The organism is Alcaligenes faecalis, assembly GCF_002443155.1.
GTDB lineage: Bacteria > Pseudomonadota > Gammaproteobacteria > Burkholderiales > Burkholderiaceae_B > Alcaligenes > Alcaligenes faecalis.
In genome coordinates this window covers 3,389,639-3,414,011 of record NZ_CP023667.1, presented here as the reverse complement: position 1 = coordinate 3,414,011, position 24,373 = coordinate 3,389,639, and the positions used below count along the sequence as shown (strand labels likewise).

Below are 24,373 nucleotides of genomic sequence, written 5' to 3'. Positions count from 1 at the left end.
CCATTTAATGTCTATGTCACCTGTTGTGCCTTCTGACTTAGGTCATGAGAGTTTTGAATCCCAATATGTTCAACGTATTGAGGAGGAAAACGGTTTGTTGCTAGACCAACTGCAGGTCGTGCAGGAAGAGTTAGGGCGCTTGCACGATCATCCTCAAGGCGTTGGGAGTGACTTGAAGCCGACAGTCATTAATGTGGCACCTGTGGATGTGCGGCTTATCGAAGTTCAGGCGGAAAGTGTTCGCTTGGAGTGCCTGCTTAAAGTGCAAACCCAGCTACATGATTTAAAGACTCAATATGCTTTAGCTAAACAGCTTGGCGACATTTTGATTGAGGGTGTGCAGTCTACAGGCTCGTTGATCTCGGTGCCGGGGCGTTTGCGTCAGGCTTGGCGTCAAAGTCGTCGCACCCAGCCTCCTGCTGCATTGGGCGGGAAATCTTTCGACAAAGTTATTCAGGCGTATCAGCAAGGAGGGGACCAGCAGGTCGAGGCCTTGCTAAATCAGGCTTCAGTTTCAAAAAGCGTGCAAGCCAGTGCGTGGACAGCTGTGGCCCGGACGTATATGACGGCTGAGCCAACCTTGGTTGCGACGATGGCGCGCCGTGCCTTTGCGTTGGAGCCACGTGGGTTCCGCCAAAAATGGTTGGCGTTCCGATTGCATGAGTCTGGTGATTTGCTTGAGGCAGAAGCACTCCTGGCGCTCTTGCCCGAGGATGTGTCTTTTACTGACTCTGAGGCGCGTCAACGCGATCGTTTGCTGAAGCAGGCGAAAGAGTTTCGTTTAGATCAAGTCCGCTCTGTATCTGAGGTTGAGGCGCAGCATGCGGCGGTGCAGCGTCAGTGGGCGGAGTTGGCTGAATCACGCAACACGATGGTCAGTACTCTTAAACAGCAAGGAATACAGCTGTCTAGCGTGCGCGATGAGGTGCAGCGTCTGAATCACGAAAAACAAGAGCAACTTGTAGTAGTTGAAGCATTGCGAGCACAGATCCAGCGATTACAGCAGGATCATCAGAAAACCCTTCAAGAGCGAGGCCAGCAAGAAGATCAACAGCGACAGTTCATGCGTCAGGAGCAGGGCAATACGCAGGCTGCACTCAAACAAGTAGCGGATTTGAAGCGTGCGCTGGAGCAAGAAGAGCAGTTGAAGTTACAGACGCAACGGGAGTGCGTGGGTTTGCAAGCTGATCTGAAACGGATCAGGCAAGCTCTGCAGGACAAAGAGGCACAAGCAGGGCAGTGGTTTGAACAATGTGTCACTGTACAAGGTGGCTTGGCGGATATGGCCCAGCAATGTGAGCAGCTTAAGGGCGAGCTGCAGATGCATTATCGCGAGAAAGAGGAAGCCCTGTCGCAGCTTCAAATTTTGCGTATCGCTCATGATGAGTCACTTGCAATTGCAGAGCAACGTTTGGAGGAGGTTGAGTCCCTGCTGGTGCAGTTAGAGGAATCAGTTGCAGAGTGTGGGGAATTTCGGGTGCAACTGCGGGACACTCAGGAAGAAAAGGACTCTTTGCTTTTGCAAGTGCAGGAGTTGAGGCAGGCCCGTGATGGATTGGTTGTGCTTGCTGCCCAGCGCTTGGATGAAGTGCACGCGTTGCAATCTCAAGTTCAGACAATAACGCAGGAACGAGATGAGGCAAGGCAGCAAATCAATGTGGAGCGAACAGACCATAAGTCTTTGCAGGCTCAATTGAATCAAGCTTTTCAAATTCGTGATGAGTACATTGCTTTAGCCGCACAGCGTCAGGGAGAGTTGTTGCAGCAAGCTAAAGAGCAACTGAGCGTGGAAAAGAGTAAAGCCGCACTGGAGGCACGCCAACTTGAGTTACAGCAATCATTGTCGGCGCAGACTGCGCGTGAAACAGATCTGCTAAAGCGCTTGAGTGTCCAAGTGCAATCCTTGGCCGCTCGTGACGCGGCAGTTCCAGGGATACAAGAGGAATTGTTTAAAAAACAATCCGAAGAGCTGCTCCGTGTTCGTCGCCATATTGAAACAGCAGTTAAGAATAATAGTGCTAATGCGGTACGTCAGCTCCAGTCCTTTGTTGGGATGCAAGAGTATTTTGCCACTGGAGTGCTACCTGCATTTAACAGTGAGGCCCACAGTTGGCCAATCTCTGCAGACTTTGCATTATGTTTGATGCGGCAATTGGTGCTTAAGCCCTACGACCTTGTCATTGAGTTTGGGTCAGGCATGTCCACCGTTATTGTGGCTAAGACATTGGCGTTGATGGCGGAACGAGGTGATACCCGACAGACCCAGTTCGTGTCCTTCGAGCATTTGGATTCGTATTACGAGCAAACCTTAGCGCATCTTCAACAAGCAGGGTTGGAGCAGGCTGCACAGCTGACACTGGCACCACTTAAGGACTGGCAGTCTGCGGACGGCCAAGTTTATCCGTATTACAGCTGCCAAAGCACCTTGGCCAAACTGGCCAGACAAAAGCAAGTTACTCGAAAGCGCATTTTGGTGATTGTAGATGGTCCTCCGGCGGCTACGGGCCCTCAAGCCCGATACCCCGCAGGTCCTTTATTGGTGGAGCATTTCCCTAATGCCCATATTGATTTTTTGATGGATGACTATATCCGCGAAGATGAAAAGCAAGTGGTGCAACACTGGTTAGCAGATATAGACGCCCTGGGACTGGCTGGAAAATATACTGAATACAAGCTTGAAAAAGACGCCTGTTTATTAACTGTTTATCCTAAAGGCTCAACGTAAGTTTATGAAGATTTTGACTGTATTTGGCACACGACCGGAGGCCATCAAAATGGCTCCGGTGGTTAAGGCTTTGGCTGCAGACTCTGCATTTGAAGCGCGCGTGTGTGTTACGGGTCAGCACCGCCAGATGCTGGATCAGGTTCTGGATATTTTTTCCATCAAACCTGATTTTGACTTAAACCTGATGAAGCCAGGCCAGGACCTGTATGACATCACCAGCAATGTGTTGTTGGGTATGCGTGACGTGTACAAGCAATGGCAACCAGACATGATTTTGGTGCATGGTGATACGACCACCACGATGGCTGCAGCCTTGTCGGCTTATTACGCCAAGATCAAGGTCGGTCACGTAGAGGCCGGCCTGCGTACTCATAATAAGTACTCGCCTTGGCCAGAGGAAATGAACCGTCGCCAAGCGGGTGTGCTGGCTGATGTGCACTTTGCTCCGACCGAGCAATCGCAGTCTCATTTATTGCATGAAGGTGTGGATCCCAAGACGGTGCATATTACGGGCAACACTGTCATTGATGCGCTGCTGGATGTAGCCGCACGCGTACGCCAGGACTCGGAACTGCGTAGCCGTTTTGAGGCTCAGTTCTCTTTTATCAATCCAGCCAAACGCTTGGTTCTGGTGACGGGGCATCGTCGCGAGAATTTTGGTTCTGGCTTTGAAAACATCTGCCTGGCTTTGCGCCAGATTGCCTCCCGTGGCGATGTGCAGGTTGTGTATCCCGTGCACTTGAATCCGAATGTTCAGGAACCAGTACGTCGTATCTTATCCGACGTTTCCGATGTTCATTTGATCGAACCACTGGATTATTTGCCCTTTGTTTACCTAATGGATCGTTGTGACCTTTTGGTCACCGACTCCGGGGGCATTCAGGAAGAAGCGCCTTCTTTGGGCAAACCGGTATTGGTGATGCGTGACACGACCGAGCGCCCTGAAGCGGTGGATGCAGGAACTGTGCGTTTGGTGGGAACAGAAACACAAGCCATTGTCAGCGCTGCCACGCAGCTGCTGGATGACGCTGCTGAATATGAGCGTATGGCACGGGCGCACAACCCTTATGGGGACGGCAAGGCCGCCACCCGCATTAGTGAAATTTTAAAAACCTTGATCTCTTGATTCGGAAGACTAGCATGTTTGAAACTCTCTCCATGATCGGCTTGGGCTATATCGGCCTGCCTACTGCAACATTATTTGCCTCACGCCGCAAAAAGGTCATTGGCGTTGATGTGAACGCTTACGCGGTTGACACGATCAATCAAGGCCGTATTCATATTGTTGAACCTGAACTGGATATGCTGGTGCAGGCCGCCGTGCACGGTGGTTACTTGCGCGCTACTCTGACCCCAGAACCTGCTGACGCGTTTCTGATCGCCGTCCCGACCCCCTTCCTGGAAGGCAATAAGCCTGACTTGAGCTATATCGCCGACGCAGCCAAAGCCATTGCGCCAGTGCTGGCCAAAGGCAATCTGGTTATTCTGGAGTCGACGTCTCCTGTTGGTACGACCGAGCAATTGGCGCAGTGGCTGGCTGAAGCTCGTCCTGATCTGAGCTTTCCTCAGCAAGCAGGCGAGGAGGCTGATATTCAGGTGGCCTACTGCCCAGAGCGTGTTTTGCCCGGTCGCGTAGTGCATGAGCTGGTTAGCAATGACCGTGTTATTGGTGGCATGACTCAAAAAGCTACCGAGATGGCAATTGAGCTGTACCGAATTTTTGTGGAAGGTGCTTTGGTGCCAACCAATGCACGTACCGCTGAAATGTGCAAACTGACAGAGAACAGCTTCCGTGACGTCAACATCGCGTTTGCCAACGAGCTGTCTCTGATCTGCGATCGCTTGAATATTAATGTGTGGGAACTGATCAGCCTGGCTAACCGTCACCCACGCGTTAATATTTTGCAGCCTGGTGCCGGGGTGGGTGGTCACTGCATCGCCGTGGATCCTTGGTTCATCGTGGACAAGACGCCTGAAGAGGCTCGCATTGTGCGCTTGGCTCGTGAGATTAACGACTACAAACCTGAATGGGTTGTAGAGAAAGTTAAAGCCGCTATTGCAGGTGTTTTGTCGTTGCGTCCTGATGCGCGTATGGCTGACATCAAAGTGGCTTGCCTGGGCCTGGCGTTCAAACCCGATATCGATGACTTGCGTGAAAGCCCTGCTGTTGGTGTTTCCAAGAAGATTGCCAGTCTGGGTTGCAAGGTGCAAGCCGTAGAACCCAATATCAGCGAATTGCCAGCCAAGCTACAAGGTACGGGTATTGAGTTGGCTGCTTTGGGTAGCGCTATGGCTGATGCCGATGTTGTCTGCGTTCTTGTTAAACATCGTCCATTCATCGAGCAAGTTGCTGAGATTCGCAAGCATGCTCAGTGCATCGACGTTGTAGGTTTGTTTGCGGAATAAGCGCTAGGAAAGCAGAAAAGGCTGATATGTTGCAATCAAAAGTAAGTAGTGCTGCGCGGGCATTCCGTGATGAGGATTACGCGAAGGCGATGACCCTTTATAAAGAGCTGGGGGAGCAGTTGGGACACCAGTTCTTTGCTGCGAATTTGGCTTTATGTCAGTCACGTTTAGGTGCTTCGCTAGGTCAAGGAGAATTGGCCAGCCTGCCAGCTAAGCAGCTACGTGTGGCAGGGGTGATGGATGAGTTTACTTTTCACTCTTACGACCCGGAGTGTGATCTGTTGCAGTTGCATCCCGAGCACTGCATTGAGCAGCTAGAAAGGTTTAAGCCACATATACTTTTTATTGAGTCAGCCTGGCAGGGGTTCGAGCAGCTCTGGAAACTGAAGATTAGTACAAACGGCCCGGAAATTAACGCTTGCATTGATTGGTGCAAGCGTAATGGCGTGCCGACATTATTTTGGAACAAAGAGGATCCTGTCCATTTTGGTACTTTTATTCCGTTGGCCAAACAGGTGGATTATGTATTTACCACCGATATTGATTGCGTACCTAAGTATAAATTTCACGTCGGGCATGACCGCGTGTTCTTTTTACCGTTTGCTGCTCAACCAAAGACGCATAACCCTGTAGAAGTTTATGAGCGTAAAGATGCTTTTAATTTTGCAGGCTCTTATTACCTGCGGTATCCAGAGCGCCAACGTGATTTCGCATCATTAATTGATGCTGTTAAAGACTTACGTCCGGTTGATATTTATGACCGTAATGCAGATAACCCTCATCCGCACTATACATTCCCTGATCAATATAAACCGATGATACTGGGCAAGTTGCCATTCTCGGAAATTGATAAGGCATATAAGGGTTATCGCTATGGTATTAATATGAATACCATTAAGCAATCCCAGTCAATGTTCGCACGGCGAGTCTTTGAGTTGTTAGCGTCAAATACAGTTGTAGTATCAAATTTTTCTCGCGGTGTTAGGCTGCTATTTGGCGATCTTGTTGTTTCCTCTGATAATCAGTCGCAACTTGCCCAGCGCATGAATGCTATCGTGCAGGACGAGTTGAATTATCGGAAGTTACGTCTATTAGGGTTGCGTAAGGTGATGACTGAACACACCTACGCGCAGCGTTTGGCCTATATACAAGCAAAACTACTTGGTAGAGAGTTTTCAAATAAGCAAGTGCCTGTGTCGCTTATTGCTGAAGTTGACAATGAGGAGCAAGTGCACCAGGTTTTAGTCTCCTTTCAGCGCCAGTTATATAAAAATAAAACGCTTTTTTTGGTGGCGCCAAAACCAATTGAAAGCAAGCATAATCAGAATGTTATTTATTGTGCTGATCTGAATAATGTTTGGGAGAAGATTGGCTTAAGTTCTGATGATAGTTTAGTTGGGGTTCTTGATGCCAGTGATTATTATGGTGAAAACTACCTGACCGACTTGGTATTGGCCAGTACATATAGTGATGCACCTGCTTTTGGGAAATTCACTCGTTATAGCGTAAAAAATCAAAAAATGATACTGGTTAATGAATCGATGCAGTATTGTTCTGTCGATTCGTTTAGCGCTCGTGCGGCGTTAGTTCGGAAATCAGTTTGGCTGTCCCAAGATTTCGCAAAAAATTGGCAGCTGTTGAAGCTCGCCAATGTCGAGCTTTCGGGAATGCTCGCTATTGATGAGTTCAACTATGTCGAGGGTGGTGCCTCTTTATCCAGTGACGATTTGAGGGATGCATTAGATCTGGATTTGCTTGATCAAGGTGTGTCATTTAGTGGGCATCTAGCACCTGTAGCTGAAGCACTGCCAGCCTCTTTGAATCAAGAAGCCAGCGATACACTCAACCTTCCAAAGTTAAATGCACAGGAATTACGTGAGTGGATTCCAGCGAGATCAGGAGTTGCCTTATCCGTGATGGATGACAAGCTGCGAGTTCGCTCCACGTTAAAGCCTGGTCAGCATGAGTATTTGTATTGCCGATCAGCCAACACGCGCGACGAGATGAATTTAGTGCTGAATAGTCAGTTCCAACTGTTTGGCGAGGGTGCTATTAATCTTCGAACGGTCTTTGAGTTTCAGGATAAGAATGGGAAGAAGATAGCACATCAGATGAACGGGATTGGTGACAAGCATGCTTTAGCTATTCCTGTGCATTGTGCCAAGATTCGCTTCGGCTTGCGAGTTGAAGGGCCGGGTGAGGCTTGGATTGAGAAGCTAGTATTAGGGAGTACAGCGGAGCGGCCTGCGGCTGTTATTACTAAATCACCATACTTGGTGCTTGCCAAACAGTATCCTGCTTATGATGATCTCTATCGTTATGGGTTTTTGCATAGTCGCGTGCGAGCTTATAAAGCATCTGGCCAAATGGTGGATATGTTCCGTATCCAGAATGGGCCGGCTGAGTACCGGGAGTTCGAGAATATTGATGTAGCAACTGGCGATGCAGCCCTACTTGACGCGACACTCGCTACTGGTCAGATTAAGCATGTTATGGTTCACATACTAGATCAGCATATGTGGAGGGTGCTGGAGAAGTATTTGGATAGCATCAAGGTGACGGTATGGGCTCACGGCTCTGAGATTCAGGCTTGGTGGCAAAGAAAATTTGAGTTTAAGGGTTTGACCGAATCTGAAATAGAACGTAAGAAGAAGTTGGGTGAAAATAGAAATAAATTCTGGACGCAGATTTTTAAAAATCTCCATTCAAACGTAAATTTTGTTTTTGTTTCTAATCATTTTGCTGAAGAGGTGTTTTCTGACTTAAAAGTCAGTTTGTCTAAAGATAGGTATAAGATTATTCATAATCCAATAGATACTGATCTATTTAAGTTTACAAAAAAGAACCCGGAGCTAAGGAAAAAAATCCTGTCTATTCGACCATATTCTGCACATGCATATGCGAACGATTTGAGTGTTAAAGCAGTCTTGGAATTATCAAAAAAACCATTTTTTAAAGATCTGGAATTTTGCTTTTTAGGAAGTGGTGAGCTTTTTGATGAAATACTTGCGCCATTGCAAGGTTTTTCTAATGTCAAAATAGAGAAAAGATTTTTGACTCAGTCTGAAATATCAGATATGCATAAAAGATATGGGTTGTTTTTAGTTCCGACTCGTTGTGATTCTCAAGGTGTTTCGAGAGATGAGGCAATGTCATCGGGTTTGGTTCCAATTACTAATGCAGTATCCGCTGTGCCTGAATTTGTAGATGATACTTGTGGTGTTTTGGTTGCTGGAGAAGATTATATTGGGCTTTCAGAAGCAATTGAAAGAATTTATAATAAGCCGGAAATTTTTGTTGAGCTATCTAAAAAAGCTAGTAATAGAGTCTTTAATCAAAGTAATAAAAGGCAGGTTATTGATAATGAGATTAGTTTATTAAGATATGCTATCTGATTTTTAACTTTCTTTGTAAACAGGCTTAATCTATTAAGCCTGTTTTGGTTTTTGGTTCTATATCTTTTAGCTTATAAGTTGGGGTTGAGCATGAAATCACCTGTGATAGTTGTTAGGGCTGGGATTCAATATAAATCAGTTATTTATTATCCTAAGCTGGATGAGGAAACTATCCGAAAGGATGATGGGGGTAGCATTGTTTTTTCGATGTATGGGGCTGGTTGGGTCGATGGAGTGTTTGTATCTAAGCCTTCTGATTTGTTTGGTTTTTTTAAAAATAATAATAAATCATATCTAAGTAAGGTTTTTCAAAGTCAGCGTGGTAGCTTGACTTTGTATATTAAAGATGGGGATAAGTATTTTGTTGTTCCTGATCCTTTGTCTGGGTCAATGCTTTTCTATTATAAAGAAAATGAGAATTGGTTTATATCCAGTGATCTGGAAAGTTTGCTTCTAGTGCTTAAAGAGTCTGGTATTGAGCCAGAAAAACGATTTGACTATTTAACTGAGCTAATATCTACTGGAAATGGAGGTTTTGTTCCCTCAAGTTATGAAGGGGTTTGTGTTCTAGATCCATTTGAGTACATTTTAATAACGAGAGATAGTGTGGAGATACTGCTTTCTCCTGAGCACGATAAGTTATTATCCCCTGTAAGTGATATTGAGAAAAAAAATCTTTTCCATACGGTTAGGGAAGAGTTTGTCAATAATGTGAGGTCAGTTTCTCAGTCAAGTATAAAAAATAAAGTAGCTCATTTAACTGGGGGGTTTGACTCAAGGCTGGTTTTAGCGGCATTGCTTTCTTCAGGAATTGATCATGACCTATTTAATGTGATGTGCAGCGGTAATGAGGAGACTAATGATAAGGTTATCGCTAAAAAATTAGCATCTCATTATGATTTAATATTCACGAATTCTGATGGAAGAAATAGCGCTAATGCATTTGAGCCTGGTAAAGCATTATTTCCATCTATGGGGATGGTTCGAGCTAATATACCTAGTCGATTCTTAGAAGATTATGTGGTGATGTCTGGAGGTTATGGTGGGTTATTAAGATCGGTTTATGGTTCAAGAGCATCACTGTCGAATAATTCAATTGAGAACGTCCTAACTAGCCTTTTTGGGAAAAGATTCTCTTCTAATGAGAACAGTGGGATAATAAGTAAAAGATTTTATGATTTTTATTATGCTGAATTTGAGCGATATATAAATAAAATAAAAGCTTGTGGTTTGCCAGTAAATTCTATTTTGGATTATATTTTTGCTACAAAAAGAAATAGATATTATATTGGATCAATTTCGGCTTTATACTCAAAATATTCTCCTCGTGTGGATCCACTGTACTCTGTAAATGCTCTTAGATTGTCTTTGAGTTTGACAGAGCAAGAGCGTAAGTCTAATGTGTTAGGTCTAAATTTGCTAAGATCTTTTGATGAGACAATGATCTCGTTGCCATTTGATGTTAGTAAAATAGATGATTTTTATAGAAAGAATTATAATAAAGTTTATGAAAAAGACTTTATTAAGCGTGATTTACGTGTAAGAAATGTTGAAAGAGAGCGTGATTTTTCTGGGGTTGCTCCTACTAAGAGTCAGATAGAGTTATCTAAGTCGATGAATTCGTCATTGATGCAGATCTTGTATTTAGATGATGTGCAATATCGAGCGAGAGGGATTCTTAAAAAGAATAGAGATTTGATTGAGAAAAATTTAAATTGGAAAGTTGTCAATAGATTCTATAGAGGTGAGCTGAAGAATCGAATTCACATTCGTACGGCTTTTTCTATATATGATTCATTGAATTGGTATTCGTAATATTATGATGATTCGTAATTCTGACGTGTTAAAGTCATTGTTTCCAGATGCTTCTTCTTTAGATGATGTGAAAAGCAAGTCTATTGTTTACAACTCCATAATAGATACAAATAATTTTGGTTGTGTTGATATCAAGGATGGGGTGTGGTCAAGCGGCCCTCAAGATAATCGTTCATGGTTGTGGAGTCTTCATTCCTATTCCTTGTTTGATTGTTTAATTGCTTGTAAATACGAGGGTTATGTGAATGAGTTGGTTAGCTCATGGGCTGTATTATTTGAAAATAGGCCTGTTGATGATGATTTTCCATGGCATGACCATGCTACCGCATTGAGATTAGAGCGGTTAGCTAGAATGGCATTGGTTTTTGATAAGTTTAAATTTTATGATTTGGTGAAGTCTCATGCTGATCTATTGTTGAGAAAAGATTTTTATTCTGAAAATACTAATCATGGTTTTGATCAGGCAATGTCTTTGTTAGTGGCATCCTTAGTTTTTGAGGGTATGGAAGGGTATTTGCTTTGGCGTAAGACTGGCCTTCAAAGATTAAAGCAAGAAATTAATTTTGCTTTTACGGAAGAGGGTATTCATGTGGAAAATAGCCCTGCCTACCATGTTGGTATGACTAATAACTTGATTAGGGCTAGAAAAGTCCTTTCCTTATTAGGAGATGCTGGGGCATATCTTGATAGTATTTTTAAAGGAGCTCTTTGGTTTTTAGCTTGGATTACTCGGCCAGATCGATTTGTTGCTTTATTAGGTGATAGTGCTAGTTATCGTCCAAATGTTTCAAGTGCATTGTCAAGTTTTGAGCAGTTTGAGTTTATTAAATGGGTGTTGAGCGCTGGAAAGGAAGGTCGCCATCCAGATATGACATCTATTATCTTCGAGAAGTCAGGTTATGCTGTGTATAGATCTGATTGGAAAGATTGGGTTAATCATACACATATTGTGTTTAAAAGTGGGTTTTTGAGTAAATATCATCGTCAAGACGATGATTTGAATATTCTTGTCTACGCTTATGGTGAAGATTGGCTTATTGACTCTGGAATGTATAACCATAATCAGAGTGATCCTGTTCGTCTATATATGAGGTCAGCCTTGGCACATAATATTCCTTATGTGCCTGATTCAAGAGTTAATAGATCGAGCCCTAGCTCATCATTTTCTTATTTGCGCCCTTCATCTGCTCCTGGATATGCTTTTGCTGTAGATGGGTTTACTAAGATGTATTCAGGAGGAAGGATTAGGCGTAGGCTGTTAGTTAGAGATGCTGGTTATTTTAGAATTCATGATAAATTTTTAGGATATGATGGTCAGAGTAAATATTGTATTTTTCATTTTCCTAAGGATAAATCTATAGTTTCTTCTTTTGGGAAAGCGGTTGTTAAAGGTCGGAATGCAAATTTAATTATTCGCTGTTCTGATAAAAAGATATCATGTAATGTATTTTCCGGGAAATGTGATGTTTTTTCTAGTCTAACTAGTAAAATATTTAATGTGGTAGAGGATTCTCAAGCGGTTGTTTTTGGCCCTTCTTTTGATAGTGATTTGGTTTTTTCTTTCGATTTTAAAGAAAGGTTATAAATTCCTATGGAATTTTTTATTTATGGTGGCTGTGCCAGTCGGGATGCTTTTTCGCTTGCTGATTCCTTTCTCTCAGCTCCAGATAAGAAGATTTTAAAGTATTTTTCACGTACTGTTCCTGCATCTTTTTCTCAGACTGGTTTTTCTATTGATTTAAAATTTAATCATAATTTTCATAAAAGGTTGTTTGAGGAAGACTCGAAAAAAATTTTTTTTAATTTCTTATGTACTGATCTTGCGGATAATCAATTTCTAATTTTAGATTTTGCTTCGGCTGTCCGTTTAAATTTGTATAATGTTCTTGGGAAAATTGGTACATTAACTCCCCAAACTAAAGCGGCTTTTATTGATTGTTCTATTAAATATAAGACTATTCCATGTTGGTCGGATGAGTTCGTTTTTCATCATAATTTAGGTATGGTGCATTTTCAAAAATTTTTGAAAAGAAATTATCGTAGGGTAATTTTGAATAAGTTATATTTTTCTAATCATTGTAGTGATGGCTCTTTTTTGGATGTCGATGTTGCTGTTTATAATGATCGATTGAATTTTATTTACGATACTATTATTGATTTTTTTCCGCTCGAAAATGTTATTGATTTTGGTGCCGATTTATTGGTTTGTGATATTAATCATAAGTGGGGGGTAGATGTATTTCATTTTACGGAAGATTATTATCGATACTTTGATTATAGGTTGTCTAAGGTTTGTTCGTTTTAGTTAGTTTTTTTTGATCTTGCAACTGATATCCGGATTTTTTAGGGTTATTGATGGCGGGCTTAAAGCGTTATTGTCTTTTAACTGTTGATGTAGAGGCTTTAAAATCACGTGCTTCTGATCGTCATGTGCAACGCCTTGTCTGGGGGCGTCACTCTTTAGGTGTCGCGGGTATTCGTGAGTTTTGTACGATTGGTAATGAATTTGGTGCTAAGCATGTGTTCTTCACTGACCTTTGTGGTGCTTACTCTAATTTTTCTCAAATGCGCGAGGTTGTTATTTGGTTGAACTCACAAGGCCAAGACGTACAGCTGCATACGCATCCCGAGACGTTACCCAAATCCTTTTGGCAGCAACATGGGTGGTCCGCTTTACCTCGCTACATGAATGAGTACACTGAGCAGTCTCGTGCCGAATTTGTTCTACGCCATTTCAGTAAGCTCATCACCGATATAACAGGCAAGCCCATTCTTGCTCACCGCGCTGGTTCTTTCCGGTGGAACGCTTTAACTATTAAGGCGTTGCAAGAGCTTGGTATTCCTTTATCGTTCAACCAGTCCATGCGTGCCTTGGAAAGTGGCCGAGGTATATATGGCGAGCCAGGCTCTCTCCCTTACTCCTGGTCCAATGGCGTAATTGAAGTTCCCGTTACCGAGCGTTGGGTGCCAGGAGTTCCAGGTTTCCGCCCAGATCGTTGGGTCAGTCTGACCTATCCTGAGTCCCCTTACTTCAAATTTGGCTCTCGCCCCATCCCAACTTGGAAACATCCTTTTGCACCTAAGCCTGCACCGGTTACTGTGGTGCTCTTACACTCATGGTCTTTTCTTGAGCGTGATGAGGCAGGGCATGCGGTATATCGAGATGATCGATTGCTGGAGGGATATCGGAAATTTGTGCGCCGCCTTGTCAAGGATTGTGAGGTCATCACCACCGCAGAATTTTTAGAACTGCGCGCTCAGGGTAAAATCGACGTTTCGCGAACAGTTAACTTAGAGCAGGTAGGCAAACCAGTATGAGGGATCGCTACGCAATGATTACGGTCGATACAGAGGCGCTACCAAAGCGAGCTTCTGACGACCATGTTAATCGTCTGATCTGGGGGCGATTTCCAAAGGGTACGGCCGGTGTGGCCGAAATGTGCAAGATCGGTGACGAGTTTGGCGTCAAGCATGTGTTCTTTACGGACTTGTGTGGCGCCTACTCTCGGCTGGATGAGCTGAAAGAGGTTGTGCGCTGGCTGGACGAGCAAGGTCAGGATGTGCAGCTGCACACTCATCCTGAGTACTTGCCCGACAGCTTCTGGAAAGAGAATGGCTTGTCGAACCGCCCGCAGTACATGAACCAGTACACCGAGCAGGCCCGTGCGGAGTTCGTGTTCAAGCATTTTGCAGGTTTGATGTCCGAGGTAACCGGCAAGCCGGTTCTGGCGCATCGTGCCGGTTCGTTCCGCTGGAATGCAGATACGATTCGTGCTCTGAAGGCAGTGGGTATTCCTTTGTCCTTCAATAATTCTGTATGTGCTGTCCATAACAAGCAATGCATTTACAGCAAGCCCACGAACAATCCTTTTGTTTGGTCCAACGGCGTGATCGAAGTGCCCATGACCGAGAAACGGATTTTAGGTAAGGTAGGCAAGCCAGAGTGGTGGGCTCGCCTTACTTACCCAGAGTCCAGCTATTTCCGCTTCCGCCCCTGGTGGGGGCAGTTGTTGCTGAACACGCTTAGCGGCAATCCGTCATTTGCGGTTTTCTTGCTGCACTCCTGGTCCTTGCTGTTCTGGGACGAGAATGGCTTGGGTGAGTATCGTGACGATAGCCGCATGGAGGGCTATCGCAAGTTGCTAGCCCGTCTGACTAAAGACTATGACGTGATTACGACGGCAGAGTTTCTGGATTTGAAGGCTCGCGGAAAAATTGTTGTGCCTGATACGGTGGACTTGTCGCTGGCAGAGCTGCAAGCAGAACCGGACAATAAAATTCAGAAAAAGGCCTGAGAAAAATGCTCTTTAAGTTATGGCGTGGGCTGTTGCGTGAGCCTTGGATGGCTCTGAGCCGGCGGTTGACCTTGTTTATGGTGCGTCGGCAAACCCGACGCGGTCAGCGTCGCGAGACCCCTTACGAGCCTGTGCCAGGACGTTTACTGTATGTGCCGGCTAGTGCTTTGCCATATCACATCAGTGGCTACACCACCCGTACCCACGAGATTATTCGCGCCATGCAGGCGGCAGGTGGCGATATCTGCGTGCTGACACGCCCAGGTTATCCATGGGATCGTAAAGACAGATTGGTGGATGCCGATCAAGATGAAACCCTGGTGGATGGGGTGCGATATGCGCATGCTCGCAATCCTTCCAACAAGCGCCCCGTCATGCAGTTCGCCATAGAAGCCGCCACCTCCATCGCCCAGGAAGCCATCAAGCAACGCGTTGCCGTCATCCATGCCGCTTCCAACCACGTCAATGCCTTGCCGGCATTGATCGCCGCACGTCAGTTAGGCATTCCGTTCCAATATGAAATGCGCGGTCTGTGGGAGTTGAGCCGGGCCTCCCGCATGCCGGAGTTCCGTGATTCTCAAGGTTTCAAGCAGGGCCTGGAACTGGAAGGTCTGGTTGCCAGTCAGGCAGATCGCTTGTTTGTGATTTCCGAGCAGTTGGGTCAATACGCTCGCGAGCACTGGAATGTTGATCCTGCACGTATGGGCCTGATGCCCAATTGTGTCGACCCCTCGCGCTTTACTCCCGGCGCTGCTCAGGATGTGCAGCCCAACACGATTGTCTACGCTGGTTCTTTGATTGTTTATGAAGGGCTGGATGTCTTGATTGACGCTGTGGCGGATCTGGCAGGCCGTGGCAAGGATGTGACCCTGACCATTATTGGGGATGGGGAGGCGCGCGCTCAGTTGCAGGCTCAGGTGCAAAGTCTGGGTATGGAACAGCACGTGCTGTTTGCTGGTCGAGTCTCGCCTGAAGAGGCCCGCGCCTTGCAGGCCAAAGCCGCGCTGGTATGTATTCCTCGCCGCCCCTTTGAAGTGTGCCGTATCGTGCCTCCCATCAAACTGGTCGAGGCGATGGCGATGGGCAAACCCGTTCTGGTGCCGGATTTGCCGGTGTTTCAGGATGAAGTTGGTCCCTGTCGCTCGGTACGCTTTTTTAAAGCGGGTGATGTGCAGGATCTGGCTCGTGTGTTGGAGGAAACTTTTCAGGCTGGTCCGGAAGTGTTGGCACAGGATGGTGCCTTGGCACGTGAAGAAGCCACGCAGCGCCGCAGCTGGGCTGACTTTGTGGTGCATGCTTTGCCAGCCGGGGCTAACTCATGATCGGTCGTGCAATCCGGGCCCTGGGGGCGCGCGTCTACACGCACCCAACCGTCAGCGAAGACGGCAAGCCTGCAGGGCAGTTTGGGCAATTGAAAGTGGCCTTGGTCTCGGACTACTTCACGGCAGATTGCCTGTCAGCCGAATGCTCCATCCGTATCCTGAACCCGCGCAATTACGAGGAGGTCATCTCCTCCTGGAAGCCTGATCTGCTTTTTGTGGAGTCCGTGTTTCATGGGCTGGGTGGCGCGTGGCGTTACGAGCTGGCCAAACAGTCACGCCTTATCCGTTTGCGCACGCCTCGCACGATTTACAAGCTGGTGCAGTTCGCTAAGGATCAGGGTGTGCCCACGGTGTTCTGGAACAAGGATGACGGGGCGTACTTCGAGCACTTCATTGATGTGGCCAAGGCCTTTGATTATGTATTCACCACGGACAGCGATTGCCTGCCGCGTTATCGGGCCCGTTTGAGTCCTGATGTGCCTGTGAATACCTTGAGCATGCCGTATCAGCCTGCGTTTCATAGTTTCACGGGCTTTGATTTCACGCGCAAGGAAGGGTGTTTTACGGGCAGTTATTACCGCCGCATTCTCAGTGAGCGTCGGCGTTTTCTGGATATGATTTTCGGGGCCTGTGAAGATGCTCAAATGCATCTGAATGCCTACGACCGGAATCATGACAGATTGTCCCGTCATATTGAATTCCGTTTTCCTCGTTCGACCCATTTACAGGTGCACGGCCAGGTGCCGCACCGCGAGACGGGGCGTATCTACAAAGAGCACGTGATGTGCCTGAACGTGAATTCGGTCACGGACTCGGACACCATGTGCTCGCGCCGCTTGCTGGAAATTCTGGCCAGTGGGGGCATTGCGGTGACTAACCCCGGTCGTGCGGTGGATCGTTATTTTCGTGACTTTTGCCATGTGGTGCATTCCCGTGAGCAGGCCAGTGAATTGTTTGCCCGTCTGCTCCAAGGTCCCACCGCACAGGACTGCGAGCGTGCGGCGGCGGGGGCGGCTTATGTACGCCAGTTCCACACCTGGGAGCATCGCCTCCAGGAGTTGGCTGATGTGGTCGGCTTCTAGGGTGCGCTTGTTTCCATGATTGTGAACATTTTTGCGTACCTGATTCAGGCGCTGTTCTTGCTGGTTGTCGGGGCCTTTGCCCTGTACGTCATCCTGGAGTTGCGGGTACTGTTGATCTCGCGGCGCGTGGAGCGCCGCAAGTTAAGCGATCTGGTGCAGACGTCTGCCTCATTGCAGCAGGACTGGTATCCCAAGGTCAGTGTTCTGTTGCCGATTTATAACGAGGCGGCCGTTGTCGAGCGTCTGATTGATGCGGCTTGTCGCCTGGATTATCCGGTGTCCGCGCTGGAAATTCTTGTATTGGACGACTCAACAGACAAGACGGCGCTGTTGGCCCAGAACAAGGTGGATCAGTGTGCTCGGCAAGGTGTGCCTATTCGCCGCATTCAACGTGCCGATCGTGCGGGCTACAAGGCCGGGAATCTGGTGCATGGCATTCAGCATTCCCAGGGCGAGTTTTTTGCGATCTTTGATGCGGACTTTTTACCGCCAGCCGACTTTCTGCAGAGAACTATTCCGCCTTTCAAGGACGCGAAGCTGGGTTTTTTGCAGACGGGTATTGGCTATGAAAACCGTGACCACTCTTTCCTGACCCGCTTTCAGGCCATGGAAATGGGCCACCAGCAATATGTGACGGTGGGGCTGAGCGAAGACGGGGATATGGCCTCCTTAAGTGGCAGTTCCTGTGTCTGGCGACGCGCTTGCGTGGAAGCCCTGGGCGGTTGGAATGCCTCCACCATTACCGAGGACGTGGACCTGGGTTATCGGGCCCAGTTTGGTGACTGGAAGTACGCTTATTTGCGCGATGTGGTGTCCATGTCCACCTTGCCCGAGAACATCAGTGCGTTCCGTGTGCAGCGGGAGCGCTGGGGGCGAGGGCTGATTCATAGTGCCTTCAAGCACCTGGGGCAGATGTGGCAGCAGGACATGCCCTTGATGAAGCGCATGCATGCGTTTTCCATGATGTTTTCATCGGTCATGCTGGCCTCCATTTACGCCTTGATTTTGTTGAGCCTGCCGCTGAATTATTTGCTGGATTTCGACCATGTCGTCTTGCTTTGGGGCGCACCGCTGTTCTTCTTGCTGGTCGCTGTCTGGGCGTTGAATAATGCCTTTGGGGCACGCAAGGGCGCGCGTTTCGATGACAGGCCGGGTGTCTTGGGGACCGTGTGGCATACCTACTTGTATGTCGCCATGTTTCCGCCCATGGCTTGGTATTATTTTGTCGGCGGTGTACGAGCCGCCTTCAAGGTTTACGGGGAATTTAACCGCACGCCCAAAGGCGAGAAGGCGGCAAGACAGCCTCGCATCAATCTGTATTTGCTGATCGGAGAAGTGTTCACCTTCCTGTATTCGGCACTGGCCCTGTATGTGGCCATACGTATGGGCAACTACTTGTTGGTTCCCTTGAATGCGACGGTGTGTGTAGGCTTTGGCATGGTTTTGTACTGGTCCTTTCAAGAAAGGAGAGCGCGTGGGCGTAGCTGAACCAGCAGGGCAGGAGCGGATTCTGATCACCGGAGCTACCAGTGCCATTGGTGGCGAGCTGGCGCTTTACTACGCCAAGCCCGGTACAGAGCTGACTTTGCATGGTCGCAATGCTGCGATTCTGGAGCCTCTGGCCGAGCGCTGCCGTCAGGCGGGTGCGAAAGTGCATACCCATCAGCTGGATTTGCGTGATCTGGATGCCTTGCATGGCTGGTTGTCACAATGTGCCGCGTTTGATCTTGTCATCGTGAATGCGGGCATGAATATCCATGTAGGTCCCAATGGCGAGCCGGAGGCCTGGGAAGATACCGAGCTGTTGCTGGATATCAATGTGAAGGCTTCGCTGCGGGTCGTGCAATCTGTGCTGCCTGCCATGCGCGCGAGAGGGCGCGGTCAGATTGCCTTGATGAGTTCCTTGGCCGCTTACTTTGGTTTGCCTACCACGCCGTCCTATAGCGCCAGCAAGGCGGCTGTCAAAGCTTATGGTGAGGGGCTGCGTGGCTGGTTGGCCCCGGAAGGGATCAAGGTCAATGTGGTAATGCCAGGCTACGTTAGCTCGCCCATGTGCGATGCCATGCCGGGCCCCAAGCCGTTCTTGTGGACCCCGCAACGAGCAGCCAAGCGTATTGCCCGTGACCTGAAAGCCAATAAAGCGCGCATCAGCTTTCCGTTCCCTTTGAATCTTGGTTGCTGGTTTCTGGCCGTGCTGCCCGCCCGGGTGTCCGTTTTTATTCTGAGCAAGATCGGTTATGACGCTTGAGCCGGGATTCTGGGCTGCTATCCTGGCGGCCTTGTCGGGACTGGCCCTGACAGTTGGGCTGGAGCGGTTCTTGCAAACGGCCGCCAGCTTGCGTCGTCCCGCAGCGGCCTGGGCTTTGCATGTTGGCCTGTATGGTTTGGCGTATGTCGTGCTGGTTTTCGTGTTGGGACGGCCTATTTTTGCCACGGCCTTGCTGAGTGCCTTTTTTCTGCTGCTGGTCGTGGTCAGCAATGCCAAGTTCAAGGCGTTGCGTGAAGCTTTTGTGTTTCAGGACTATGAGTATTTTACGGATGCGATCCGTCATCCTCGGCTCTACATTCCTTTTCTCGGGTGGGGAAAGTTCTTTCTGGCCGCAGCGGGCTTTATTGCCGCTTTGACGATTGGTTTATGGCTAGAAGCCGTGCCCGTCTTGCGGGCTGCCTGGACCGGGCAATGGGGAGCCTTGGCTCTGCTTGCTATGTTGAGTCTGGGCTTGCTGCTTTGGGGTAATAGCGCGCGTTTGATGGTGCAGATTGCCCCGGAACAGGACGTGCAGGCCTTGGGGCTGTTAGCCAGCTTTTGGCGATACTGGCAACAAGGCCGAGAGCGTCCAAGTTTGTCCTCCCCTTTTGGAAGTGTTGCCCCAACGTCTGCGTCTGTTTTGTCTGGCGCGGGTTCCGTGGCTGATCTGCCTCATCTGGTTTCCGTGCAAAGCGAGTCCTTCTTTGATGCCCGGCGAATTTCTGATGGAATTCGGCCAGAGATTCTGGCGGAGTTTGACCGCTTCAAATCCGAAGCGGTTGCCAGCGGATATTTGCAGGTTCCCGCCTGGGGAGCCAATACGGTGCGCTCGGAGTTTTCCTTCTTGAGCGGTATTGAAAACAGCGCTTTGGGTGTGCATCGCTTCAACCCCTATCGCGCAGTATGCGCGGGATGGTCGGTGGCGACCTTGGCTTCCTGGTTGAAACAGCAGGGCTACCGCACGATCTGCATTCATCCTTATCCCGCCAGCTTTTACCAGCGTAATCGCGTATTCCCACTGTTTGGGTTTGACGAGTTTCTGGACATCAAGGCGTTTGCTGATGTGGAACGTACCGGCCCTTATATTGGTGATCTGGCGGTGGCAGATAAAGTCGCCAGCGTGCTGGAGCAGGCTACAGGGCCGGTATTCATTCACGTGATTACGATGGAGAATCACGGACCTTTGCATCTGGAAAAGGTCGCAGCAGGTGATATCGAGGCCTTGTACCATCAGCCTCCTCCGCAAGGCTGCGAGGATCTGACGATTTACTTGCGTCACATCCGCAATGCCGATGCCATGCTGACACGTTTGCGCGGAGCCTTGAGCTCTTCGGACAGGCCTGCCAGCCTGTGCTGGTATGGCGACCATGTACCCATCATGCCCTCGGTCTACGCAGCTCTGGGGACGCCGTGTGGGGATGTGGATTACTTTATTTGGAGCTCGACGGGCAATCAGACAAAAACGCCGCATCGGGATGCGGCGATTCATGATCTGGCGCGGGAGTGGATGTGCTTTAGTGGATTGATGGGTAAGTAGACATTTTCTCCGATTTCGGCACTGGTATCTATTATTAGTTTTAGTACCAATCGACAGCCTTGTCTGCCAGGGCGTTATGCATTCCCGCATCGCTGGATACCAAGATGGCTCCTATTGAATGGGCATGGGCTGCAATCAGCATGTCCATATACGACAGTGAGCGACCTTTGGCTTCTATTCCTACACGGAAAGCTGGATAAACATCAGAAACGGAGTCATCCCAATCCAGCACAGTCATCGTGCTTAGCAGGGCTTCTGTTGTTGCTTGCAAGGTAGGTCTGGACTTCTTGGCAAACCCATACATTAGTTCAGCAAGCACAATATTAGAGACAAAAATATTGCTGGGACTGTGTCCCAGCATGGTTTCTCTTACTTTGCCCCTGTTCATGGCAGCATTCGAAACTGCATTGGTATCTAGCATGTAGATCATTCTTCCCACCCTGCGAAGTGATCTTTTTCGGGAGCCGGCTCTTTGTCTCTGTTCAGATCTTCCAGGAAGCCTTCGAATTCAGCAGGGTCAGTATTAGCGGCAACATTAAGGAAGTGATCCCAGCCTCTTGGTTTTGAGGACAGAATGACATCGCCAGACTCTTGATCTCGTCGTATGAAGACTCTTTTCCCCTCGAAGCGAAAACCTTCTGGTAAACGCACAGCCTGACTATTTCCGCTCATGAATACGCTTGTTGTCTTGCTGGTAGGGTGAGCTTTCTTGGCGGGTAGTTTTATGTTTGTACGCATAGTTACCTCCATAGCCTGTATATACGAATAGTATACACGCAAAGGCTGACGAGAAAAATGGAACCGTATGACGTTGATATAAAAAGAAATTAGTTGGATGAAGCTCAGAAGATGACTTTAGTTCTTGAAAGTCTCTATCCAATGCCGAGTAGACGCATCATGCTCAGCAGACATTTCTTTTTCTCCCGACAGCTCCTGCAAAATCCCGTTCGCTAATACTTTCCCGTACTCCACACCCCATTGGTCAAAGGGGTTGATCCCCCAGATCAAAGCCTGCACAAAAATCTTGTGTTCATACAAGGCCAGCAGGGCGCCTAACGAGAAGGGGTTCAGGCGGGGCAATACGATCAGCGTGTTGGGGCGTCCGCCCGAGTGCACGCGGTGGTGGGCCAGCTCGGCAGCTTGCTCACCCAGACCTTGCTTTTCGCATTCGGCCAGGGCTTGCTCGTAGGTTTTGCCGCGCATAAGAGCTTCGCGTTGGGCCAGGCAGTTGGCCAGCAGCAGGTTATGGTGCTCGGCCTGATTGTGATCCGCCTGCTGGCACACAATAAAGTCCACTGGGGCGCCATCGCTGCCTTGGTGCAGCCATTGGTAGAAGGTGTGTTGTGCGTCTGTCCCAGCCAGTCCCCAGACGGCTGCGCCTGTGGCTAAGCCAACGGGTTCGCCGCTGGTGGTGACGGATTTGCCCAGGGACTCCATATCCAGTTGTTGAATGTAGGGCACCAGATTGCCCAGTCGGAAGTCGTAGGGCGAGATATTCAATGAGCCATAGCCCAGCACACTGCGGTTGACTACGCCGGCCAATGCCATTTGTACGGGCACGTTGGTGGCGATGGGCGCTTCCTGAAAGTGCTGGTCCATGGCGGCAGCGCCCGATAGCATGCCAGCGACAACATCACTGCTGACGGCCAGGGCAGTGGTCAAGCTGACGGCAGACCATAGTGAAAAGCGGCCACCGACCCAATCCCAGAACTGGAATATCTGTTTTTGTGGGACGCCCCAGCTGGAGGCGGTGTCAGGACGGGCCGTGACAGCAACGATTTGCTCGTAAGGGTTGGCAACGCCCGCGGCCTGCAGCCATTCCAGGGCGCGCTGACCGTTCTTGAGGGTTTCGGTCGTGGTGAAGGATTTGGAGGCGATCACGATCAAGGTGTCGTGAGGGTCCATCCCCGATAAGGCATGTTCCAGCGCGTGGCCGTCGATATTGGCCAGGAAACGCACGTTGCGCCAGCTGTGGCGATAACCAAAGGCTGCCAGTGACAGGCGCACGCCCCAGTCACTGCCACCAATACCGATATGAATGATGTTGCGCCAGCGGCGTTCGGAGTCGGCTACGCGTACGAATTCGTTCATGCGCTCGCGTTCTTTGGCGACTTCCGCCGTGGGGGCGGGCGCACGCAGGGCGCTGTGCCAGGCAGCGCGGTGCTCGGTACGGTTGACGATACCGCCGCTCAGCAGTTGTTGGCGTGCCGTGTCGAAATGGCGGGCCGCCAAGAGGGCTGCCCCGGCTGCCTGTAATTCCGGCGAGTGTCGCTGCCCGCTCAAGTCCACTTGCAAGCCTGCTGCCTTCAGGCAATGCAGGTCCAGCGCGTAGCGGTCGGACTGGCGTGCTGCCTCGCAAAACCCGGTCCATTCTGGCAGACCGGGCAAAGGGGCAGCAGAGGGAAGGGTTTGGGTATCGAGGGGCATGGGGGTTTGGCCTGCAGTAGACGAAACCGCCATTGTACGAGGCTTTATCGGGCTTGAGCGTCTGCCGGTAAGCGGGTTTGTCTTGGTGTTTACGAGTGCATGGGCACGAGCTGATCCCCATCGTGGGGCAATACCCATGCCCGCAAACCAGGATCGCTGGCCAGAACCCGCGTAATCTCTTGTGGCGACATCCAGGAGAAGGCCGTGGACAGGGCGTCGGCAATCGTGGCATTCCCAGCCACGACAGAGACACTGCGATACAAAGGCCGGGCCTGACCATTGGCGGGGTTGAACAGATGAGTCACAGAGCCATCGCGGCTAAGCGCCGTGCCTGACCCCGATGAGGTGCTGACTGCCTGATTGTGTACGTCCAGACTTAACAGGCTGACGGGTTCAGTTTGATCGCCTGCCAGACCGACGCGCCAGGGACGATTGCCCGGAGCCATGCCCAGGCCGCGTATCTCGCCCATATCGACCAGAGCGTGCTCCAGACCTGCCTGTTTCAGCTGCTCGGTGATGCGATCGGTGATGTAGCCTTGGGCAATTCCGTTCAGCGTCAGAGCCATGCCAGGACGTTGTAGTTGAACAGTGTCGTCTTGAATGTGGATGGCTTGGTGACCAACCTGCTGCAGCGTTTGCTTGATCTCGGCTGCATTGGGAATGGAAGTCGTGTCGCTGCGTTGAGCGGCCTGACTATACAGTTCCCATAGCACCTGCACGGTTGGATCAAAGGCCCCGTTCGTTAATTCACTCAGGCGCTGTGACTCCAGCAGCAAGCGCGTCAGATCACCGGGGGCTTGCTTCAGATAGCCGTCGCGGTTCAGGCGTCGCAAGGCGCTGTCTTCCTGATACAGGCTGAATATTCGCTCCAGTCGTCGCACTTCGGACAAGGCTTGATCGATCAAGGTCTGTGCGAAAACCGGGTCGGGGTGGTGGATATGCAGTTGTGCGTCCGCACCCAAAGCCACACCTTGCCAGGAGCTGAGTGGGGTAGGGACCGCTTGCATCGCTTTGACGGCCCAGGGCACGCAAGTCAGTGCGCTGGTCGCGGCCACGATACCGATAAAACGACGACGGGAAACAGGAGTAGAAGTCATGGCAAATACCTGGGATCAGGAAGA

General features: G+C 49.1%; 18 protein-coding genes. 14 read left to right on the top strand and 4 right to left on the bottom strand.

From position 1 onward, the window contains the following. Window positions 1–7 precede the first annotated feature (7 nt). From CPY64_RS15890 to CPY64_RS15830, 14 genes are all read left to right on the top strand, one after another. Window positions 8–2,725 carry a coiled-coil domain-containing protein gene (locus tag CPY64_RS15890; protein WP_052362956.1) on the top strand — a complete coding sequence of 906 codons (2,718 nt, stop codon included), beginning with the start codon at window positions 8–10 and terminating at the stop codon, window positions 2,723–2,725. A 4-nt stretch (window positions 2,726–2,729) separates the two neighbouring features. Then, window positions 2,730–3,851 carry a non-hydrolyzing UDP-N-acetylglucosamine 2-epimerase gene (wecB, locus tag CPY64_RS15885; protein WP_042485829.1) on the top strand — a complete coding sequence of 374 codons (1,122 nt, stop codon included), beginning with the start codon at window positions 2,730–2,732 and terminating at the stop codon, window positions 3,849–3,851. 14 nt (window positions 3,852–3,865) lie between these two features. Then, window positions 3,866–5,131 carry a UDP-N-acetyl-D-mannosamine dehydrogenase gene (gene wecC, locus CPY64_RS15880; protein WP_042485831.1) on the top strand — a complete coding sequence of 422 codons (1,266 nt, stop codon included), beginning with the start codon at window positions 3,866–3,868 and terminating at the stop codon, window positions 5,129–5,131. Between the two features lie 26 nt (window positions 5,132–5,157). Next, window positions 5,158–8,526, top strand: a complete 3,369-nt coding sequence (locus CPY64_RS15875; protein ID WP_042485833.1) for a glycosyltransferase family protein — start codon at window positions 5,158–5,160, stop codon at window positions 8,524–8,526. Window positions 8,527–8,616: 90 nt separating this feature from the next. Continuing rightward, window positions 8,617–10,341: a hypothetical protein gene (locus CPY64_RS19060; protein WP_123794688.1), complete on the top strand. Its 1,725-nt coding sequence runs from the start codon at window positions 8,617–8,619 to the stop codon at window positions 10,339–10,341. Window positions 10,342–10,345: 4 nt separating this feature from the next. Next, window positions 10,346–11,926: a heparinase II/III family protein gene (locus tag CPY64_RS15865; protein WP_080723777.1), complete on the top strand. Its 1,581-nt coding sequence runs from the start codon at window positions 10,346–10,348 to the stop codon at window positions 11,924–11,926. A 6-nt stretch (window positions 11,927–11,932) separates the two neighbouring features. Further along, complete coding sequence (locus CPY64_RS19055) at window positions 11,933–12,646, top strand: DUF6270 domain-containing protein (RefSeq protein ID WP_123794686.1); 714 nt, start codon at window positions 11,933–11,935, stop codon at window positions 12,644–12,646. A 50-nt stretch (window positions 12,647–12,696) separates the two neighbouring features. After that, window positions 12,697–13,659 carry a polysaccharide deacetylase family protein gene (locus CPY64_RS15860; protein WP_165589479.1) on the top strand — a complete coding sequence of 321 codons (963 nt, stop codon included), beginning with the start codon at window positions 12,697–12,699 and terminating at the stop codon, window positions 13,657–13,659. Continuing rightward, on the top strand, window positions 13,656–14,636 hold the full coding sequence (locus CPY64_RS15855) for a polysaccharide deacetylase family protein (protein ID WP_042485839.1): 981 nt from the start codon (window positions 13,656–13,658) through the stop codon (window positions 14,634–14,636). Before CPY64_RS15860 ends, CPY64_RS15855 begins: the two co-directional genes overlap by 4 nt. Before the next feature lie 5 nt (window positions 14,637–14,641). Continuing rightward, window positions 14,642–15,958 carry a glycosyltransferase family 4 protein gene (locus tag CPY64_RS15850; protein ID WP_042485842.1) on the top strand — a complete coding sequence of 439 codons (1,317 nt, stop codon included), beginning with the start codon at window positions 14,642–14,644 and terminating at the stop codon, window positions 15,956–15,958. Beyond that, window positions 15,955–17,040 (top strand): CgeB family protein, encoded by a 1,086-nt coding sequence (locus CPY64_RS15845; RefSeq protein WP_042485845.1) that lies wholly within the window; start codon window positions 15,955–15,957, stop codon window positions 17,038–17,040. Before CPY64_RS15850 ends, CPY64_RS15845 begins: the two co-directional genes overlap by 4 nt. A 15-nt stretch (window positions 17,041–17,055) precedes the next feature. After that, window positions 17,056–18,528 (top strand): glycosyltransferase, encoded by a 1,473-nt coding sequence (locus tag CPY64_RS15840; protein WP_042485848.1) that lies wholly within the window; start codon window positions 17,056–17,058, stop codon window positions 18,526–18,528. After that, window positions 18,515–19,288 carry an SDR family NAD(P)-dependent oxidoreductase gene (locus CPY64_RS15835; RefSeq protein ID WP_042485851.1) on the top strand — a complete coding sequence of 258 codons (774 nt, stop codon included), beginning with the start codon at window positions 18,515–18,517 and terminating at the stop codon, window positions 19,286–19,288. The genes CPY64_RS15840 and CPY64_RS15835 overlap by 14 nt, the downstream gene beginning before the upstream one ends. Next, window positions 19,278–20,825: an LTA synthase family protein gene (locus CPY64_RS15830; RefSeq protein ID WP_042485854.1), complete on the top strand. Its 1,548-nt coding sequence runs from the start codon at window positions 19,278–19,280 to the stop codon at window positions 20,823–20,825. The genes CPY64_RS15835 and CPY64_RS15830 overlap by 11 nt, the downstream gene beginning before the upstream one ends. A gap of 40 nt (window positions 20,826–20,865) precedes the next feature. Here the strand turns inward: CPY64_RS15830 and CPY64_RS15825 are convergent, their stop codons facing one another. From CPY64_RS15825 to CPY64_RS15810, 4 genes are all read right to left on the bottom strand, one after another. Beyond that, complete coding sequence (locus CPY64_RS15825; protein WP_157664317.1) at window positions 20,866–21,246, bottom strand: PIN domain-containing protein; 381 nt, start codon at window positions 21,244–21,246, stop codon at window positions 20,866–20,868. A gap of 5 nt (window positions 21,247–21,251) precedes the next feature. Next, a complete protein-coding gene (locus tag CPY64_RS15820) occupies window positions 21,252–21,563 on the bottom strand; it encodes an antitoxin (protein ID WP_042485857.1) in 312 nt (103 codons plus the stop codon). A 117-nt stretch (window positions 21,564–21,680) separates the two neighbouring features. After that, window positions 21,681–23,252 (bottom strand): glucose-6-phosphate isomerase, encoded by a 1,572-nt coding sequence (pgi, locus tag CPY64_RS15815; protein ID WP_042485861.1) that lies wholly within the window; start codon window positions 23,250–23,252, stop codon window positions 21,681–21,683. A gap of 89 nt (window positions 23,253–23,341) precedes the next feature. Then, entirely contained in the window at window positions 23,342–24,349 is a 1,008-nt protein-coding gene (locus CPY64_RS15810) for an FAD:protein FMN transferase (RefSeq protein WP_042485865.1), read from the bottom strand. Between the last annotated feature and the right edge of the window lie 24 nt (window positions 24,350–24,373).